The following is an 18,528-nucleotide window of genomic DNA, read 5'->3' as shown; positions in this document are numbered from 1 at the left end:
TGCTTCGCTGCGCTCGCAATGACGCCGTTACCTTCGCGGTCCGTGCACGCTTCTCCGTCACGCGCCCACGGCGGCGAGCATGTCGGGAATCGTGACAAACTTCTCCCGGGGCTTGCCCAGCACGGCTCCCCTGCGCTTCTCGGCCGCGTCGATCGTGGCCCAATCCGGATAGCTCACGATGCGTGCGACGCGGCTGGTCAGGCGCGCAAGCAGTGCGTCAGGCGTGTCCGAGCGCGGCCGTCGATGGGTGATATCCGCCAGGACGGCCTCTGCGGTCGCAATGCCGCAGCCGCGATTGGTGCCGATCGTGCCGTTCGGCCCGCGCTTGCTCCATCCGCAGACATAGAGGCCCTCGGTCACCGAACCATCGACCGCGACACGTCCGTCGACGTTCGCATGCACGCCGCGACGCGCGTCATAGGGAACCCCAGCCACCGGCGTGGTCTTCCGGCCGACGCTGCTGAGCGAGAGGCCGCATGCGATGTCCTCGATAGCGCCCGATTCCTGCTTGAACGCGATGGCCTCCAGGCGGTCTCGTCCGCGGAGCGCCACGGGTGACAGACGAAATCGAAAAACGCAGCGCCGCGGCTTCGTCACGGCGGCCTGCGAGAACGCGCGCAGCAACGACAATTTTTCGGTCAGCTCCGGATCGCCGGAAGATCGCGGCTCGAATTCATCAGAGCTGACGTTGCGCATGTCGACGCATGTGTCGCACGTGTTGAGTTCGAGAAAGTCACGCAATTCCTTTGCGGTGAACCTGGCCTGCGCCGGTCCGCCGCGGCCGACGACGTGGATTTCGCGGATCCGGCTCTCAGCCAGCACGTCCAGCGCGTGACGCGCGATGTCGGTCCGGCGCAGCTCGTCCGCGGTCTTGGCGAGGATGCGCGCCACGTCGAGAGCGACGTTGCCATGGCCGATGACGATCGCGGTCTCATGATGAAGATCGAACCGCAGATCCGCAAACTGCGGATGTCCATTGTACCACGCGACAAAATCGCCCGCCGTGTGGCTGCCCGGGAGTGTTTCGCCGGGGATGTCGAGCGCCCGGCTCAGTTCGGCGCCCGTCGCCAGCACGACGGCGTCATAGGCCTCGCGCAGCTCGTCGATCGTGAGGTCGTTTCCGATGGTCACGCCGCCGATGAAGCGAAACCCGGGCATGGCGGCGATCCGGTCGAAGGCCGTTGTGACCTGCTTGAGCTTCGGATGGTCAGGGGCAACGCCGAACCGCACCAGCCCGTACGGCACCGGGAGCCGTTCGAACATGTCGACAGTCAAGGGCACGCCCGAGCGCAACAGGGCCTCGGTGGTGTAGAAGCCGCTCGGTCCGCTGCCGACGACGGCGATGCGGTTTTCGTTTGCAGCGGACCCCGTCATCGGCCCAGCGCCTGCCTGCGTTCATCGGCCCCCGGCAGGGCCGGCAGGCGCGCACTGATGACGGGGGTCTCGGTCGCGCGCTTGCGGTTGACGTCGATCCAGTACTTCTTGTCCGCGGCGAGGCGATAGTCGGGCTCGATCGCGCCGACCGGGCAAGCCGGCGCGCAGCCACCGCAATCGATGCAGTTTTCCGGATCGATGTAGGTCATGGTGTCATCGACGTGGAAACACTCCACGGGACAGACGGTGACGCATTCGGTGTATCGGCAGCCGCGGCAATTGTCGGTGACCACATATGTCATCGTCAGGCCCCGCTGACCTGAACGAGGATGTCCGAGAATGTCGGGGCACGGCCGAGGTCGGCGAAGGCGGGAGGCGTCAGCACGTGAACCGTCGCGCCCCTGCGATTGGACCGCTGCCAGTAGCCCGAGGGAGCCACCACCACACCCGGCATGACGTCGGCCGAAACGGTCGCGAAGGCCTCGAACGCGCCACGGTCGTTGAACACGCGAATCGGCGCGCCCGCGACGATGCCACGCTGTGCCGCATCGTCCGGATTGAGGAGCACCGCCTGTTCCTCGCCAGCCTGCGCGGTCTGCGCCGGCAGGTTGCCGTAGTTCGAATTCAGGAAGGCGTGGCTCTTCGGCGAGATCAGGCTGAGCGGATAGCGCGTTGCGAGCATGGGCGCGGTGCGCGGGTTCTCGTTCGGCGGGATGTAGTGGGGCAGAGGATCGACCGGCGTGGCGTCCTGATCGCCATTGTAGCCCTGGCGGAACAGCGGCACCACGAAGTTGCCGCCGGAGGCGATGGTCGAGCTGAACTCGCACTTCCCCGATGCGGTCGGAAAATTACCCTCGCGGTGCGGCGCCCAGTCGGCCGGTGCGGGCATGTTGAGGCGTGCATAGCCCTTGGCCTTGACGTCGTCGAGCGTGATGCCTGCGAGCACCGGGCTGCTCCAGTCGAGGGAGGCCTCGATGATCTCGTCGTCGCTCCGGAAGAAGGAGGGGTCGGTGATGCCCATCGCGCGCGCGAGCCGGCGGAACAGCTCGGTGTTGGACACGGCCTCGCCGAGCGGCGCGATCGCCTGGTTGTTGTAGGACAGATAGAGATGCCCCCAGGAGAACATGATGTCCTTCTGCTCGAGCTGCGTGGTTGCGGGCAGAACGATGTCGGCGTATTTGGCGGTGTCGGTCAGGAAGTGCTCGCTGACGACGGTGAAGAGATCCTCGCGTTCCAATCCCTTTTCGAGCTTGCCCTGTTCGGTCACCATCGCCATTGGATTGGCGTTGTAAACGAACAGCGCCTTGATCGGCGGATCGAAGCCGAGTTCGCCCGTCAGCGCCGCTCCGAGGCGCCAGGAATTGAGCACGCGCATCTTCTCCGGCTGGAGATCAGGACGCATCAGCACGTCCCATCTGACCGGGAACGCCCAGATCGGGAGCTGGAGCAGCCCGCCGCCGACGTGCTTCCAGGCGCCGATCAGTCCCGGAAGACAGGCGATCGCGCGCACGGTCTGACCGCCGCCGGCATGCCGCTCGACCGCGACGCCGATGCGGACGACGGCCGGAGGTGTCGTCGCATATTCCCGCGCCAGCTTGACGATGTCGTCGACGGGAATGCCGGTTTCCTGCGAGGCGAATTCGGGTGTGTAGCTGGACGCCCGTTCGGCCAGCTCGTCGTAACCAACGGTGTATTTGTCGATATAGTCGCGATCGACCAGATTCTCCTTGATGATGATGTGGATCATCGCGAGCGCCAGCGCAGCATCGGTGCCGGGACGGATCGGAATATGCCAGTCGGCGAGGCGCGCGGTGCGGGTGCGGACGGGATCGATGACCACGAGCTTGGCACCGGCCTTTTTCGCCTGCTCGATGAACGGCCAGTGATGCGAGTTCGTGCTCAGTGTGTTGCAGGCCCACAGGATGATGTACTTCGAGTGCACGAAGCTCTCGGGATCGACGCCCGGCGTGTGCCCGATCGTCATCATGTACGCGGTGCAAGAGCCGGAATCGCAGAAGGTGCGCTCCAGAACCGTCGCGCCGAGCTTGTTGAAGAGGGGATCGCCGACGTTCAGCCCATTGATGACGCCCTGCGTGCCCAGATAGCTGTAGGGCAGGATCGCCTGCGCACCGTGCTCGGCAATGACGGATGTCCAGCGCGAGGCAATGGTCGCGAGCGCTTCCTCCCAGGAGATCCGCTGGAATTGCCTGGTGCCTTTCGGTCCGACGCGTTTGAGCGGATACAGCACGCGCTTGTCACTGTAGACACGCTCCTCGTAGTTGTTGACCTTGACGCAAAGCCGTCCGCGCGTGAACGGATGGTCGGGATTGCCGCGGACGGCGATGGCCTTGCCGTCCTCGACCGTGGTCAGAATCGAGCAGGTGTCCGGGCAATCGTGAGGGCATGCGCCAATGACCGTGGTCCTTGCCATGGAACTCTCCGCTTCCTGATTTGAGGCAATCCGAAGGATGCGGTCGTCGGGCCCGGTCTGGCTTCTCAAAACGTGCGGTGTTGTTGTCCCAGCCTGCTCTCGGCCGGTGGACGCCCGGGCCGATCTCTGGCATGCTAATTGCTGGACCCGGCACTACCTTTACCTGCACATCGCGTTGTCTGACGGAGAGACACGATGGGTATGCTCGGCAATTCTGTCGATAAATATGTTACCGGCAGAATGCTTCAGACATCCAACGAGCGGCGTTGGTCGCACCTGCTTGCGGAGCGGTGGAGCCATGATCCGGGTGATCTGCCGGCACAATTGCCGCGCGACACCGAGATCGCGATCCTGCTGCGCGGCAACTCGGTCGTCGATCGGGAAGGTGCAGGCATGCGGCAGCGCACTTTCGGCAGAAGGGGCACCGTGTGGCTGTGTCCGGCCGGCATCCGCGAGGACTTCATCCGCGTCGAGAACCAGATGCAGGAGTGCCTGCATATCTTTCTTCCCGGACACCCGTTCGACGACACCATGCTTCGGGATCTCGACATCGACCCGTCCGGAATGTCGATCCGCTACGAGAGCATCGACCGCGACATCTTCATCGAGCACGTCGCGGACCGGATCCTCGGCGAGCTCGAACATGAGACCTCGACCGGCCGCCTCCTGGTCGAGAGCCTGGGGCGGGCCCTGTCGGCTCATCTGGTGCACAGCTATGCGGCAACGTCAGTCCGGCTGAAGCAATCCCATGCTGTCCAGAAACCGCTCGATGCCAAGCGGCTGTCGCGCGTGACGGAGTTCATCGCGGCGGCCGTCGATCGAGATTTCACGGTGAAGGATCTGGCGTCGGTGGCGTGCATGAGCCCGGCGCATTTCTCCCGCAGCTTCAAGGCGGCGACAGGTAGCGCGCCGCATGAATATGTCAGCCGTCAGCGTCTCGATCTGGCCAAGCGGCTCTTGTCCACCAGCGATCGGCCGCTGGTCGACATCGCCTATGCCGCGGGATTTTCATCGCAGCCCAATTTCAACCGCGCCTTCCGCAAGGCGGTCGGGACGACGCCGAGCCTGTATCGGGCACAGAAGGTTCGGGACTGAGGCCTCCGTCAAGGGAGGGCGGACCTCGCCGCCGCAAGAGCTATGTCTTGTCGCGCACGCGGAGCTGCGCGGTCGCCTCCGCGACCGTCACCCCATGCCCACGGGTCAAAGTTGACTTCGAAAAATACGAATAATCGCAGCGACTTGGCTACTGTGCATGGGGTTGTTTTCGCTATTTTGGTCAGGGAGGCTTCGTTCTTGCGGCGGGGCAGGAGGAGAGCGGCCGAGTTCAGCCCCTCGGCCCGCGCAATTGCTCCGTCAGCCTGTCCATCGCATCCGCCACGTCACGCCACTGCGACAGCCAGCTTCGCGGAAAGCGGAAGGTGAGGTCGGCGCCGCCGACGCGGCGCTCCGAGAGGCACATGCCCGGGGTGGCCGCATCGCGCGTGCAGCGCGCGGCCAGCGCGGGGTTTGCCGCGGAATAGAGATCCTCGCTGCCGTAAGGCGTGTCGGTGCGGAACGTCCGCATCGTCAGCCCGTCGGCGGGCATCACTGCTGCCTGATCGAGATAGCGCGGATAGATCGTCGCTGTCCGCTGCTCGGGCGAGAGCGCATCGTGATGGGCCGCGATCGACAGGAAGATACGGTCGATCGATTGCACCGCTGCTTCCACCGTCTCGGAGGTGACGTGCTTCGGCGCGCCGGGCGGCTCCAGCGAGGGATAGAGGAAGTCGAGATCGATGCGCTCCTGCGGCCCCGAGTGCCGCTGGATCTTCATGCGGATCGCAGCCGTCGGCAGGTTGAACAGTGTGCCGCCGATGCTCACCGGCAGCTTGTCCGGGGCGTTGGCGCCCCTGGGGCCCCAGGTCGGCCACAACAAATAGGCGACGAGCGCAACCGCGCATGCCGCGGCAGTGCCGGCGAGCACGATCGGGAGGACATGCGCGCGGGTGCGCGTGCGGGGGAACCTGAGGGGAGCTGCCGAAGACACCGTCATGAATTGCGCAAGTCGAGCCGGAGGTCGGCCGATGGCCGACGAATCAGCGGCGAATATGCCACGCGAGCGCGGTTTCGCGGAGCATTCCCGGCTGCGGGAGGCGGGGACGGCCCTGCGTGGACCGGCCGGCCGCATTAACCTTCTCTTAAGGATAATGTAGCGTTAACCGGCACTCTTTGTCACAGGAAAGCTCCGGCGTTGTGTAAATGCGGACTGTTCCGATGACACCCGAAGCTCTCAATACCTTCTTCTCGATCTGCATCGGTTTCGCGCTCGCTGGCGCGCTCGTGAACGGCTACCAGGCGCTCGCGCAGCGGCCCGCAGGCTTCGGGCTATTGCAGGATGGCGTGGCGCCGAAAACTTTCGCGGCGGTTCCGTTCCTGGTGTTCGCCGCGCCCTTCATCATCATGCGCAACACGCTGCGCGGCGTGCAGGTGGAAAGCCGCCGCGTCGAATTCGTGATGATGGCGACCGTCATCGCCGGCTTCTGGAGCATGATGAGCGGCACCTTCTTTCTGATGACGCTGCGCGCGGCCGGCATCCTGGTCTGACGCCCGCGCTTTGAGCGCGGCCGGCCCTTTGCGTCGGGGCCGCCGTTTCGCTATGGCTGGGTCAACCCGACAGGAGACCTTGATGGCGATCTACGAGCTCGACGGGCAGGCGCCCGATCTTCCCGCCGACGGCAACTATTTCATCGCGGAGACCGCGACCGTGATCGGCCGCGTGCGCCTGAAGCCCGGTGCGAGCGTCTGGTTCGGCGCCGTGCTGCGCGGCGACAACGAGTGGATCGAGATCGGCGAGGGCGCCAACGTGCAGGACGGCTCGACCTGCCACACCGATCTCGGCTTTCCGCTTCACGTCGGCAGGAACTGCACGGTCGGCCACAATGTCATCCTGCATGGCTGCACCATCGAGGAGGGCGCCCTTGTCGGCATGGGCTCGGTCGTGATGAACGGCGCCAGGGTCGGCCGCAACAGCATTGTCGGCGCCGGTTCCGTCATTCCCGAGGGCAAGGAATTTCCTGAACGTTCCCTCATCATCGGCTCGCCGGCGCGTGTGGTCCGCACGCTCGACGACGCCCAGGTGCAGCGAATGGGAGGCGCGGCCAAGTTCTATGTCGCCAACGGCCCGCGCTTCAAGAAGGGTCTGAAGCGGATCGGTTGACGCATCGCGGTGCGGCGCGGAGTGGACAAAATCAGCTCGGCAGCATTGCGCGGCGAACGCGACGCCGGTTGCGCCTGAGACGCCTGTTCCGGAACCTGTCTTCGGCGCGTCGGTTGACCGGCAAAGGAGAACTTCCGATGGCCAGATCGTCTGCAACCAGTTCAATCAAGACTATGATCATGATCCTCGCACTCGCGGCCTTGCCCGCCTCATCGTTCGCGCAAACGACCGGCGGCTCTGCCGGATCGAGTGGAAGCTCAGTGGGATCGACGGGAGGCTCAGTAGGATCGACCGGAGGGCTTGCCAATTCGCCAGTTCCGCCGCCCGGTACCAACAGCCTGGGTACGGCTCAATCATCCGGCCCTGGCTCCGGAGTCACTACCGGCACCGGCGGAGGTGAGGCGGCTGATGCCGCCGTCAATGCTGAGAACCGGCAGCTCGACAGGAAGATCAAGAGCATCTGCCGCGGCTGCTGACGCTCGCGCGGAAGTGAGACAGCGTGGCTGTCACGAGTTCCCAACTGACGTTAGCTTGGTCCGGCTTTGAAGCGTGGAGTGTCTCCACGCGGAGGATCGAGTGATGTTTCGCAAGATGATCGTGGCGGCGCTGACTGTGGCGGCGTTCGGACTATTGGCGCCGCAGGCGGCCGAGGCGCGCGGCGGCTTCGGACATGGTGGAGGCTTCCATGGCGGAGGCTTCCATGGCGGCGGCTTTCGTGGCGGCGGCTTCCATGGGGGAGGCTGGGGGCATCGCCACTGGCATGGCGGCGGCTTCTGGCCAGGAGTCGCAATCGGCGCGGGTTTCGTCGGTGCCGGCTACTACGGCGGCTATTACGGCTACGGTTATCCCTATTACGGCGATCCCTACTATTACGGCCCCGGCTACAACGACGGTTACGGCGGCTGCTATGTCGCGCGGAAGCGTGTCATGACGCCGTCGGGATGGCGGTACCGCCGCGTCGACGTCTGCGAGTAAGACCGAATAAACCTGTTAAAGAACAAGGCCGTTGACGCAGTATACCGTCAACGACCTTGCCAGCCCCGGATATTGAAATCGGCTCACGCCATCCGGTAGATGGCAACATCGCGCGGAATCCTACGGGCGAATGTGATCCAGTTCACAAGTGGCGAAAATAAAGTTCCCGCGGCTGTCGGCTCAGCCGCGTGACCGCTTGCGCGCGCTGGCCTGGATGCGGTGCCGCGCCGGTTTCCTGCGGGTAACCGACGGTGTTTCGACCTCGGTCGCCCGCGCACTGGCAAATGACTGCCGCAAGCCGTCGATGGATTCGTTCAGGGTGGCGACCTGCTCTGACAGACGCTTGGTATCGGCCTGTTGCGCGGCGAGCAGCCGCTTCATGGTCAGGAGCTGATCCTGCACCACCTGGAGCTGGTCGATCGACTCCTGCTGGGTCGCCTCCAGACCCTTGGTCTTCTCGACCAGCTGCTCGGACGCCTGGGCCGCGCGGGCCTGGAGCTGCCGCGATGCCACCATGCGGTCGCTCTCAGGGGCGGCGCCGGTATAGGCACGCCAGATCGCGATCGAAGTCACGCCCGCGATCAGGAGCAAGAGGGCTGCAGCGGTCAGCGCGATGGGCTGGCCGCCAAGGCGAAGGAGGGAGGTGGACGGTGTGTCCCGGGCGAGATCGATCATCGCTGACAAAACCCAAATGGAAACTTGGCGAATGGCGAAGACCGGCAACCCAGAGGGCCACCGGGGCGTCCCGAAAGCCTTAGGTTTCGGCAAGGAATAGGACCAAAAAGAGGCTGGTTGGGATTAATGGGACCGGCGGCTGCAAAAAGAGGTTCAATAACACCTTTTCCGCCGCATTTTCGCGAGATTCGCTCCATCCGGGTCGCAGGCGTCCGCCCGAGGACGCGTTGCTGATCCGGTCGTCGGGGCTGCGCGCGTCAGTGATTCCGCATCAGAATCGGCAGACGAGGCCGATCGTCGCGGTGTCGGTGCGGGCCGGGCACACGGACCCCGTGCTCATGCCGTCCATAGGTATGTGGTGCTGCGCTTACGGACGAAAGCCCGACAGCAGTCCATCATAGGGCTTCGATCGCGGCGCGGCATAGGGCCCGAGCCGGGAGGTCTTCAGCCCCAGCCGAACCAGTGATTCCGCCAGCGTCACCGCCGCGGCGACGCCGTCGACCACGGGCAGGCCGTGCGTGGCGGCAAGATCGGCGGCGAGATCGGCCATGCCGGCACAGCCGAGCACGATGGCCTCGGCGCGGTCGTCTCGGATCGCGGCAGTGATCTCCGCCGAAATTCTGCCGAGCGCATCGGTATTGCGCTCTTCCAGTGCGAGCACCGGCACTTCGGCGGCGCGGACCCGGGTGCAGCGCTCGGCGAGGCCGTATTTCCTCAGATTGTGCTCGATCGGCACGATGGACACACCGAGCGTCGTCACCACGGCGAAGCGCGCGGCGATCAGGCTCGCCATGTGGAAGCCGGCTTCGCCGATGCCGATCACCGGCGCTGTCGCGGCGGCGCGCGCGGCGTCGAGGCCGGTGTCGTCGAAGCAGGCGATGATGTGCGCGTCCGCGCCGTCGCGGTCGGCTTCACGGATGCAGCCGAGCATGCCGGGGACTGCGAAGGCTTCGTCGTAGAATCCCTCGATCGAGACCGGGCCCATCGTCGGCTGACGCGCGTCGATCACCGTGCCGGGCAGGGCGACGCTGCGCGCCGCAGCGGCGATCTTCGCCGTCATCGACGCAGTGGTGTTGGGATTGACGACGTGAAGCCGCATCGGATCAGACAAGTTCCTTGTCAGACGAGTCCCTTGCCGGCGTCCGAACCCTTGGCCGCCTGCCGCTTGTTGAGCACGTGGATGGTGCCGAGCGCAAGCGAGATCACGGTGAACGAGACGGCCGAGATCACGGTGCCGAGCGCATAGATGTCGGGGTTCGTCACTGTGGTGGTGAGGCCCTGCAGATCGAGCGGCAATGTATTCACCGCGCCGATGGCCTGGCTGGAGCGGGCCAGTTCGTCCCAGGACAGCGTGAAGCCGAACAGGCCGATGCCGATCACCGACGGCAGGATGATCGGGAGCACGACGTGACGGAAGGTCTGCCATGGTGTCGCGCCGAGATCGCGCGCGGCTTCCTCGAGGCGCGGGTCGAAGCGGTTGAAGATAGCGAACATGATGAGAAGCCCGAACGGCAGCGTCCAGGTCAGGTGCGCGCCGAGCCCGGAGGTGAGCAGGCCCATCGAGGTTTCGAAATTCTCGTTCCAATGCGCCTTGATCAGATCGTCGATGATGCGGAATTCGAGCGAGATACCGAGCGAGGTGATGATCGAGGGCACGATCAGGCTCGCGATCGCCGAATAGAACAGGATGCTTTGCGCCTTGAACTTCCTGCGGAAGGCCATTCCGGCGGCGACCGACAGCACGACGGTGAGGACCATCACGACGAGGCCAAGCAGCAGCGAGCGGCGGAAGGCCGCGCCGAGATCGACGATGCCGGTGCCCTGGAACAGTTTCGTAATCCAGAAGGTCGAGACGCCGTTCATGGGGAAGGTGAGGCCGCCCTGCGGCCCCTGGAACGATAGCACGTAGATCGCGATCATCGGGCCATAGAGGAACAGCACATAGGCCGCGAAGAAGATCGCGAGCAGGTAGAAAGAGCGCGGACGTCCTTCCCTCATGCTCAGAGCTCCTTCTTGATGTCGACGATGCGCGACATCATGGTGATGATCAGGAAAGTGATCGCGAGCAGGATCACGGCATTGGCGGCGGCGGCCGGGAATTGCAGTGCGTTGACCCGCGTCTCGATGATCTTGCCGGCGGCGGCGATCTGCTGGCCGCCCATCACGCCGATGGTGATGAAGTCGCCCATCACGATGGTGATGACGAAGATCGAACCGATCACGATGCCTGGCTTTGCGAGGGGAATGATGACGTTGACGAGGGTCTGGAAGCCGGTGGCGCCGGCGTCATAGGCCGCCTCGATCAGCGACTTGTCGATGCGCACCATGGAGTTGAAGATCGGCACCACCATGAAGAAGGTGAAGAGGTGCACCAGCGCCAGCACGACGGAGAATTCGGAGAACAGCAGCCATTCGATCGGATGGTTGATCAGGCCCGTCTTCATCAGGCCCGAGTTGACGAGGCCGTTGCGCCCGAGCAGCGGAATCCAGGCGATCATGCGGATCACGTTGGAGGTCCAGAACGGGATCGTGCACAGCAGCGACAATCCCATCTGCCAGGTCTTGGACTTGACGTGGAAGGCGAGGAAATATGCGACCCAGAAGCCGATGAACAGCGTGATGGCCCAGACCATGAAGCACAGCTTCAGCGTCATCAGATAGGTCTTGCCGATCGTGCACAGTTCGGGGAGCTGCGCGATGCAGCCCTCGAACGTATCGGTGTAGCCGCGACCCGAGAAGGCCGGCAGCAGCTGGTATTCGTTGTAATCCCAGAACGAGACGATGACGACGAAGACGAGCGGGATCAGGAAGAAGGCGAGAAACACCAGCATCATCGGCCCGGCCTGGAGCCAGGAGATCAAAGACGGTGACAGTCGCGCCGTCTTGCTGCGGCGCGCCGTCTCCGATCCCCGGACGAAGTCCGGGGATGCCTGATGCAGGATGTCCTCGGAGGTGTCCATCACGTCACGCCGCGATGAACTCGTTCCACTTGCGGACCATGTAGTCGTTCTCGTCCATCACCGCGTTCCAGCAGGCGACTGCGCCCATGCGGTCCTCGTAGGAGCCGCCATCGCGCACCGCGCCGGCCTTCTCCAGCAGCGAGCCGTCGGGCGCCTTGATGTCCTTCTCGGCCGGCTTGCCTTCCATCCAGTAGGCCCACTCGTAGGGCTCCATATGCGCCTTCGCGGTGGAGAGCACGGCCGAGTAATAGCCCTGGCGGTTGAGATAGGCGCCGGCGTAGCCGGACAGGAACCAGTTGACGAACTCATAGGCCCATTCGAGCTTCGCGCCCGAGACGCCCTTGGAGACGCAGAAGCCGGAGGCCCAGGAGCGGTAGCCTTCCTTGAGCGGCTGGAAGGTGCAGGCGATCCCCATCGAGCGCACCTTCGTCACCGCCGGCGACCACATCGATTGGATCACGGTCTCGCCCGAGGCCATCAGGTTGACGCTCTCGTTGAAATCCTTCCAGAAGGCGCGGAATTGACCGGCCTTCTTGGCTTCGGTCATGACCTTCATGGTGAGATCGATCTCTTCCTTGGTCATGTTGCCCTTGTCGGCATATTTGTGCTTGCCGGTGGCTTCCACGACCATCGCGGCGTCCATGATGCCGATCGAGGGGATGTTGAGGATCGAGGCCTTGCCCTTGAACTCGGGGTTGAGCAGTTCGGACCACGAGCTGATCGGCCGCTTGATCAGGTCGGGGCGGATGCCGAGCGTGTCGGCGTTGTAGACGGTCGGGATCAGCGTCACGAATTCGGTCGCCGACGTCGCGAACTTCTTGGAGTCCTTGCCTTCGAGGTAGAGCACCTTCCAGGGTGCCGTGCCCTGGCCGCCGATCTTCTTGCCGCCGGGCGTCTCGCCCTTGGTGAAGACGGGCGTGATGTTGTCGAACTGTTTGATCTTCCTGGCGTCGAGCGCAAGGATGTTGCCCGACGGCACGATCTTCTTCAGCGAGAAATATTCGGTGTCCAGCACGTCGAAGGAGTTCGGCTGGGTCATCACGCGCTTGGTGACGTCGTCGGTGGTCGCGGTGATGTATTCGATCTTGATGCCGGTGTCCTTCAGGCACTGCTTGGCGATGTCGTCGCCCTCGTTCACGGCGGTGCCGAGATAGCGCAGCACCTTCGCGTCGGCCGACTTCACGTAGGGAAAGCCTGTGATCGCCCCCGAGCCGGCGGCAAGGCCGGCGAGACCTGCGGTGCCCTTGAGCAGCGTGCGGCGGCTGACGCCCTTCGTCCTGGTGGTCTCGGTCATATCATCACTCCTCTGTTGCGCATTCCGGTGATCGATCGGCGCTATTGCAGGGGTTGCGCCTTGGCGGGATCCCAGGTGGCCAGCACGCGATCGCCCGGCCGGAACGGGTGGACGTCGAAGGTGGCTTCGGGAACGTGGGAGAACAGGGCCGTGCCGTCGTCGAGCGTGAGCGAGACGGCGATGTAGGAGCCCTGGTACTCGGTCTGGGTCAACAAGGCCGGTGCGCCGAACGTGCCGTCGGCGAACGGCACGATGCCGAGCTGATCGGCGCGGACGGCGATGAGCTTGCCGGAGTCGCTGAGGACATTGTGGCCGCCGATGAAGCGCGCCACGAATTCGGTGCGGGGATGGTGGAAGATGTCGCGCGCCGTGCCCTGCTGCTCGATCCGGCCCTGGTTCATCACCACGATGTGGTCGGCGAGGGCCATCGCCTCTTCCTGGCCGTGGGTGACCTGGATGAAGCTGATGCCGAGCTCGCGCTGCAGCCGCTTCAACTCGCCGCGCATCTTCACCCGCAGGAACGGATCCAGCGCGGAGAGCGGCTCGTCGAGCAGGAGGATCTGCGGCTCGGTAATCAGCGCGCGGGCGAGCGCCACGCGCTGCTGCTGGCCGCCGGAAAGCTGCGCCGGGAGACGGCCCGCATATTGGCTCATCGCGACCAGTTCGAGCAATTCGCCGGCGCGCTTGTGCCGCGTCGGCTTGTCGATGCCGCGCATCTTCAAGGCGAAGGCGACGTTGTCGAGCACGCTGAGGTGCGGAAACAGCGCGTAGGACTGAAACATCATCGCCGTGCCGCGTTTGGCCGGCTCGAGGTCGGTGACGTTCTGCGCGCCGAGGATGATGTCGCCCTCGCTGACCGCCTCGTGCCCGGCGATCATGCGCAGGGTCGACGTCTTGCCGCAGCCGGAGGGGCCGAGCAGGCAGCAATAGGTGCCGGCCGGGATCTTCAGGTTGACGTTGTCGACCGCCAGCGTGGTGTCGTAGCGCTTGGTGACGGCGACCAGTTCGAGAGCGGCGGGAGTGGCCATGGCGTGTCCGAGCAGGGGCGATGCGCCTCTCTCCGCAAGCTCCGTGCCAAGCGCCTTCAGCCAACCGATTTCAGAAAACTGTGCAGTGGAGTCAGATCGTTAGGTCAATTCCGCCCCCGGCTGGCTGGCCGACGCCGGCGCACCTTTCTGCACACAAAACAGGCGCAGATTGTATAAAGTTTCGCCTGTGATTGGATACAGCTCGTCGACTACCATTTGGCCGAACGTCGCCGATCGAGCCCTCACACCAATGGCCGCCAAGACCCGCCCGAAATCCGATGCGCCAGATGCGAGCGATCGGGTCAGCCGTATCCGGGAGGGCGTGACCGCCGCGATCCTCGAACATCGCCTGCTGCCGGGCACGAAGCTCGGCGAGGACGAGATCGGCGATATCTACGGCGCGAGCCGCACGCTGGTGCGCACCGCGCTGCAGCAGCTCGCGCATGAGGGCATCGTCAACATCGAGAAGAACCGCGGTGCCTTCGTCGCGCGGCCGACGCCTGCCGATGCTCGCGAAGTGTTCGAGGCGCGGCGCCTGATCGAGCCCGCCATCGTCGATCACGCGATCGATGCGGCGTCTCCGGCCTGGATCAATCGCCTGCAGCGCCATCTCACCGAGGAGCGCGAGGCGGAGCTGCGCGGCGATGCGCGCGCCTCGGTGCGGCTCTCCGGCGAGTTTCATCGGCTCGTCGCCGAGATGAGCGGCCACAGCATCTATCTCGGCTTCCTGAAGGAGCTGATCGCGCGCTCCTCGCTCATCATCCTGCTCTACCGCCGCCACGACACGCCGGCTTGCGGCACCGATCACCACGCCGGGATCGTCGAGGCGATCGGCCGGCGCGATGGCGAGGCCGCGCGCGCGCTGATGTTGTCGCATCTGCAGGAGATCGAGGCCGAACTGTTCCTGAAAGAGCTCGACGCCGCGGATCGGCGGCTCGCCGACGTGCTGGGCGCCTGAGCGGTTCTGATACTAAAGCGTGATCCGGAAAGGTGCGCAGCGGCTTTCCGGAAAGATCATGGTTGAACAACAACCTGAAGCGCGATCACGTTCGTCCCAATCGCATCGCGCTTCAGCGGCGCGCAGATGCCTTCGCCGGGTTTCGCCGCGTCTGCTTCACCGCCGCGGGACGTCGCTCATAGGCCGCGAGAAACACGTTGATGCCATTCTCGATCAGCGCGCGATGGCGGGCCGGACTCGGCATCTTCATCGAGAGGGTCCATTTCAGGATCTCCTTGCCTTGGATCAGGCTGAGAAACTGCGTCGCCGCCATGGCGACGTCGGGAACGTCGACAAGGCCCTGCGCCTGCGCTGTACGCAGGAAGGCGGCCACTTCGGCGTCGCAGCGGTCCGGTCCGGACTTCATGAAAACCTCCGCCACGCGCGGATAACGCGAGGCGCAGGACATCACGAGTCTGTGCACGGCAAGCCCGCGCTGGTCGAGAAAGGCTTCGAGGAACGTCGTGCCAATGGCGTGGAGTTCTGCCCTGAGATCGACCTTGCCGCCGTGGTCGCGCCATAGCGTCTTCGGCCCGAAGCGCTTGCACTCCTCATTCACGAGCGCGAGCAGCAGATCGTCCTTGTCGTCGAAATGAACGTAGAGCGTAGCCTTCGAGACCCCGGCCTCGCGCGCGATCGCGTCCATGCTGGTGGCATCGAAACCCTGATCGAGAAAAAGAACGCGAGCGCTGTCGAGAATCTGGCTGTGCTTGGCCCTGGCGCGCGGCTTCTGACTCGTATCGGCCAGTCCTTTGGTCTCTCGCATCTGCGCCTTGTGCACTGTCGTCGTCATTGACCCCTAACCCCGCGGCTTGACTTTTGGTTCCAACCTGCAACATACAGCCTCCCGGACAAAAACTAAACGGTTTAGTTCTTTGACAGCTCCTCTTCCAGGCAGGCCCAGGCACGTCCCCGTCGTCGCAGGAGGGTGGCGGCCGGCGCGGGCCTCGGCCTGGGCCGGCGTCTCGCTCTGCGGCGTTGTGCTGGCGTCCTGTGCCGTCGGACCGGACTTCGTGTCGCCGGCCGGACCGGCCGTAAACGGCTACACACGCGAGCAGCGCCCGGCCGCCACCACGAGTGCGCCGGTGACCGGCGGCAATTCGCAGGGCTTCGAAACAGGCAGGGACATTCCCGGCGCCTGGTGGGCGCTATTTCGCTCGCGGCAGCTCAACGCCTTTGTCGAGGAAGCCATCCGTAATCATCCCGACGTGCAGGCGGCGCAGTTCGCCTTGCGCTATGCGCGGGAGAATACGCTGGCGCAACAGGGCAGCCTGTTTCCGCAAGTGTCCGGCAGCGCCTCGGCGGAGCGCGACCGGACGAGCACGTCGCAGTCGGGGGTGTGGCCGGCGCAAGGTTCGACCTACACGCTCTACAACGCTTCCGTCAGCGTGTCCTACGCGCTCGACATCTGGGGCGGCACGCGCCGTCAGGTCGAGGCGCTGCAAGCCCAGGCCGACTATCAGGGCTTCAAGCTCGAGGCGACCTATCTCGCGCTGACCGCCAACGTGGTGACGGCCGCAATCACGGATGCCTCGCTCCGCGATCAAATCCTTGCGACCGAGGAGATCATCAAGGCGGAGTCGGATCAGCTGGCGCGCATCCAGCGCCAGTTCGACATCGGTGCGATCTCGAAATCCGACCTGCTGTCGCAAGAGGCGACGCTGGCGCAAGCCAAGGCGACGCTGGCTCCTCTGCAGAAGCAGCTGGCGCAACAGCGCAACCAGTTGATGGCCTATCTCGGCCGGCTGCCGAGCCAGGACCGCGGCGAGCATGTGCGGCTGGCCGATCTGCGCCTGCCCGGCCGGCTGCCATTGTCGCTGCCCTCGACGCTGGTGCGGCAGCGCCCGGACATCCGTCAGGCCGAGGCGACCTTGCATCAGGCGACCGCGACCGTCGGTGTCGGCATCGCCAACCTGCTGCCGCAGCTCACGCTCTCGGGCAGCTACGGCGCCACCAGTCCCGAGCGGCTGTTCTCGCCCGAGACGATCGTCTGGAGTGCCGCTTCCAGCGTCAGCCAGAAGATCTTCGACGGCGGAACGCTGTACCACACCAAGGAAGCCGACGTGGCGGCGTTCGAGCAGGATCTCGCGCTCTACAAGAGCACGGTGGTGACCGCGTTCCAGAATGTCGCCGATTCCCTGCGCGCAATCCAGTACGACGCCGCGACGCTGAAGGCGCAGACCGCCGCCGAGAAGGCGACGGCCGACAGCCTCGCGATGGCGGTCGAGCAGTTCAAGACCGGCGCCGTTCCGTACGCCAACATCATCAACGCCCAGCAATCCTACCTCAACGCACGGGTGTCGCGCGTGAAGGCGCAAGCGACCCGCTTTACCGACACCGCCGCGCTGTTTCAGGCGCTCGGCGGCGGCTGGTGGAATCGCGTGGATGAAACGCCGGACGCGCTGCCGCGCGCCAATGCCGGGTACTTCGCCGGCGTCGACAAGAAGACCGAGGACGCGTTGCGATGATCAAGCGGATGACAATCATGCTGTGCGGGATGGCGATCCTGTTCGGCGGCCTCTATGGATTCCAGACCTTCAAGGAGGTCATGATCAGGCGGGCCATCGGGGCGTTGGCCAATCCGCCGCAGACCGTCTCCACAGCGGTTGCCGCGAACGCGCCCTGGCAGTCCAGCCTGAGCGCGGTCGGCTCGCTGCGCGCCGTCAACGGCGCCGATCTCGCGCTCCAGGTCGCCGGCATCGTGCAGAGCATCGAGTTCTCCTCGGGTGACAGCGTCACGGCTGGACAGACCCTGCTGTCGCTGGTGGCGACCGACGACCTCGCCAAGCTGCGTTCACTGCAGGCGACGGCGGAGAACTACGCGATCGTGCTCAAGCGCGACGAGGAGCAGATCAAATTCAACGCGGTGAGCCAGGCGACGGTCGACAGCGACAGGGCCAACCTGAAGAACGCCCAGGCCTTGATGGAGCAGCAGAAGGCCCTGCTCGAGCAGAAGACGCTGAAGGCGCCGTTCTCCGGGCGCCTCGGTATCCGCGCCGTCGATCTCGGCCAGTATCTCTCCGCCGGCACCAGCATCGTCACGCTGCAGAGTCTCGATCCGATCTATGTCGACTTCTATCTGCCGCAGCAGGCGCTGGCCTCGATCCGCATCGGGCAGGACGTGTCGGTCGCAGTCGATGCGTTTCCGGCCGAGCGCTTCACCGGGCAGATCACGGCAATCAACGCCAAGGTGGATTCGAGCAGCCGCAACGTCCAGGTTCGCGCCACCTTGCGCAACGCCGAGGCCCGGCTGCTGCCGGGCATGTTCGCAAAGGTCGAGATCGCCGTCGGCAAGCCCGAGCAGGTCGTCACCCTCCCGCTCACCGCGATCGTGAACAATTCCTACGGCGACCTGGTCTACCTCGTCGACGATCTCCATGACGGGCAGGGCACCGCGCGGCAGATGTTCGTCAAGACGAGGCCCCCGAAAGGCGACCGCGTCGCGGTCAACGATGGGATCAAGCCGGGCGAGACCGTGGTCATCGCCGGCCAGCTGAAGCTGCGCAACGGCAGCCCGGTCAAGATCGACAATTCCCACGTGCCGCAGGCCGAGGCCGCGCCAAACATCGTCGACCAGTAGGCTTCGCGACGGCGCGAG

General features: G+C 64.8%; 19 protein-coding genes. 8 read left to right on the top strand and 11 right to left on the bottom strand.

Translation table 11 applies throughout. The features are described from left to right. Nucleotides 1-57: 57 nt before the first annotated feature. The 3 genes from FJV43_RS04005 to FJV43_RS03995 are packed head-to-tail and all read right to left on the bottom strand — an operon-like array spanning nucleotide 58 to nucleotide 3,805. On the bottom strand, nucleotides 58-1,374 hold the full coding sequence (locus FJV43_RS04005) for an FAD-dependent oxidoreductase (RefSeq protein WP_239624799.1): 1,317 nt from the start codon (nucleotides 1,372-1,374) through the stop codon (nucleotides 58-60). Then, nucleotides 1,371-1,676, bottom strand: coding sequence for a ferredoxin family protein (locus FJV43_RS04000; RefSeq protein WP_091889461.1), 306 nt, complete (start codon nucleotides 1,674-1,676; stop codon nucleotides 1,371-1,373). The genes FJV43_RS04005 and FJV43_RS04000 overlap by 4 nt, the downstream gene beginning before the upstream one ends. Nucleotides 1,677-1,678: 2 nt before the next feature. After that, the gene (locus FJV43_RS03995) at nucleotides 1,679-3,805 is read right to left on the bottom strand and encodes a molybdopterin oxidoreductase family protein (protein WP_239624797.1); all 2,127 of its coding nucleotides are present in this window, start codon (nucleotides 3,803-3,805) and stop codon (nucleotides 1,679-1,681) included. Nucleotides 3,806-4,045: 240 nt separating this feature from the next. Between FJV43_RS03995 and FJV43_RS03990 the strand changes: the two genes are divergently transcribed. Then, nucleotides 4,046-4,900 carry an AraC family transcriptional regulator gene (locus FJV43_RS03990; protein ID WP_239624796.1) on the top strand — a complete coding sequence of 285 codons (855 nt, stop codon included), beginning with the start codon at nucleotides 4,046-4,048 and terminating at the stop codon, nucleotides 4,898-4,900. A gap of 229 nt (nucleotides 4,901-5,129) precedes the next feature. On the opposite strand, the gene FJV43_RS03985 is transcribed toward FJV43_RS03990, so the two are convergent. After that, nucleotides 5,130-5,837, bottom strand: coding sequence for a hypothetical protein (locus FJV43_RS03985; protein WP_239624794.1), 708 nt, complete (start codon nucleotides 5,835-5,837; stop codon nucleotides 5,130-5,132). A gap of 221 nt (nucleotides 5,838-6,058) precedes the next feature. Here FJV43_RS03985 and FJV43_RS03980 point away from each other — a divergent pair, with 221 nt between their 5' ends. The 4 genes from FJV43_RS03980 to FJV43_RS03965 all read left to right on the top strand — a co-directional run bounded on the left by FJV43_RS03980 (nucleotide 6,059) and on the right by FJV43_RS03965 (nucleotide 7,976). After that, nucleotides 6,059-6,388, top strand: a complete 330-nt coding sequence (locus tag FJV43_RS03980; RefSeq protein WP_028180891.1) for a hypothetical protein — start codon at nucleotides 6,059-6,061, stop codon at nucleotides 6,386-6,388. A gap of 82 nt (nucleotides 6,389-6,470) precedes the next feature. After that, nucleotides 6,471-7,001 carry a gamma carbonic anhydrase family protein gene (locus FJV43_RS03975; protein ID WP_239624793.1) on the top strand — a complete coding sequence of 177 codons (531 nt, stop codon included), beginning with the start codon at nucleotides 6,471-6,473 and terminating at the stop codon, nucleotides 6,999-7,001. 137 nt (nucleotides 7,002-7,138) lie between these two features. After that, nucleotides 7,139-7,477 (top strand): hypothetical protein, encoded by a 339-nt coding sequence (locus FJV43_RS03970; protein ID WP_239624791.1) that lies wholly within the window; start codon nucleotides 7,139-7,141, stop codon nucleotides 7,475-7,477. Between the two features lie 103 nt (nucleotides 7,478-7,580). Then, nucleotides 7,581-7,976, top strand: coding sequence for a hypothetical protein (locus FJV43_RS03965; RefSeq protein WP_239624789.1), 396 nt, complete (start codon nucleotides 7,581-7,583; stop codon nucleotides 7,974-7,976). Nucleotides 7,977-8,156: 180 nt separating this feature from the next. Here FJV43_RS03965 and FJV43_RS03960 read toward each other — a convergent pair whose 3' ends face one another. The 6 genes from FJV43_RS03960 to FJV43_RS03935 form a co-directional block, all read right to left on the bottom strand. Further along, complete coding sequence (locus tag FJV43_RS03960; RefSeq protein ID WP_239624788.1) at nucleotides 8,157-8,651, bottom strand: hypothetical protein; 495 nt, start codon at nucleotides 8,649-8,651, stop codon at nucleotides 8,157-8,159. A 367-nt stretch (nucleotides 8,652-9,018) separates the two neighbouring features. Continuing rightward, nucleotides 9,019-9,750 carry an aspartate/glutamate racemase family protein gene (locus FJV43_RS03955; protein WP_239629835.1) on the bottom strand — a complete coding sequence of 244 codons (732 nt, stop codon included), beginning with the start codon at nucleotides 9,748-9,750 and terminating at the stop codon, nucleotides 9,019-9,021. Between the two features lie 20 nt (nucleotides 9,751-9,770). Beyond that, nucleotides 9,771-10,649, bottom strand: coding sequence for an ABC transporter permease subunit (locus FJV43_RS03950; RefSeq protein ID WP_239624786.1), 879 nt, complete (start codon nucleotides 10,647-10,649; stop codon nucleotides 9,771-9,773). A 2-nt stretch (nucleotides 10,650-10,651) separates the two neighbouring features. Next, nucleotides 10,652-11,611, bottom strand: a complete 960-nt coding sequence (locus FJV43_RS03945) for an ABC transporter permease (RefSeq protein ID WP_239624785.1) — start codon at nucleotides 11,609-11,611, stop codon at nucleotides 10,652-10,654. A gap of 4 nt (nucleotides 11,612-11,615) precedes the next feature. Further along, a complete protein-coding gene (locus tag FJV43_RS03940) occupies nucleotides 11,616-12,905 on the bottom strand; it encodes a PotD/PotF family extracellular solute-binding protein (protein ID WP_239624783.1) in 1,290 nt (429 codons plus the stop codon). Between the two features lie 41 nt (nucleotides 12,906-12,946). Then, nucleotides 12,947-13,933 carry an ABC transporter ATP-binding protein gene (locus tag FJV43_RS03935; protein ID WP_239624781.1) on the bottom strand — a complete coding sequence of 329 codons (987 nt, stop codon included), beginning with the start codon at nucleotides 13,931-13,933 and terminating at the stop codon, nucleotides 12,947-12,949. A gap of 250 nt (nucleotides 13,934-14,183) precedes the next feature. Here FJV43_RS03935 and FJV43_RS03930 point away from each other — a divergent pair, with 250 nt between their 5' ends. After that, complete coding sequence (locus tag FJV43_RS03930; protein ID WP_194393232.1) at nucleotides 14,184-14,891, top strand: GntR family transcriptional regulator; 708 nt, start codon at nucleotides 14,184-14,186, stop codon at nucleotides 14,889-14,891. A gap of 112 nt (nucleotides 14,892-15,003) precedes the next feature. Here FJV43_RS03930 and FJV43_RS03925 read toward each other — a convergent pair whose 3' ends face one another. Beyond that, the gene (locus FJV43_RS03925) at nucleotides 15,004-15,723 is read right to left on the bottom strand and encodes a TetR/AcrR family transcriptional regulator (RefSeq protein ID WP_239624779.1); all 720 of its coding nucleotides are present in this window, start codon (nucleotides 15,721-15,723) and stop codon (nucleotides 15,004-15,006) included. A 187-nt stretch (nucleotides 15,724-15,910) separates the two neighbouring features. Between FJV43_RS03925 and FJV43_RS03920 the strand changes: the two genes are divergently transcribed. After that, the gene (locus FJV43_RS03920; RefSeq protein ID WP_239629834.1) at nucleotides 15,911-17,398 is read left to right on the top strand and encodes an efflux transporter outer membrane subunit; all 1,488 of its coding nucleotides are present in this window, start codon (nucleotides 15,911-15,913) and stop codon (nucleotides 17,396-17,398) included. Further along, a complete protein-coding gene (locus tag FJV43_RS03915; RefSeq protein ID WP_239624778.1) occupies nucleotides 17,395-18,510 on the top strand; it encodes an efflux RND transporter periplasmic adaptor subunit in 1,116 nt (371 codons plus the stop codon). The genes FJV43_RS03920 and FJV43_RS03915 overlap by 4 nt, the downstream gene beginning before the upstream one ends. The last annotated feature ends 18 nt before the right edge of the window (nucleotides 18,511-18,528 follow it).

This window comes from Bradyrhizobium sp. I71, from assembly GCF_022354745.1.
Classification (GTDB): Bacteria; Pseudomonadota; Alphaproteobacteria; order Rhizobiales; family Xanthobacteraceae; genus Bradyrhizobium; species Bradyrhizobium liaoningense.
Note: the sequence above shows the minus strand (reverse complement) of the source record. Positions and strands in the feature narration are given on the sequence as shown.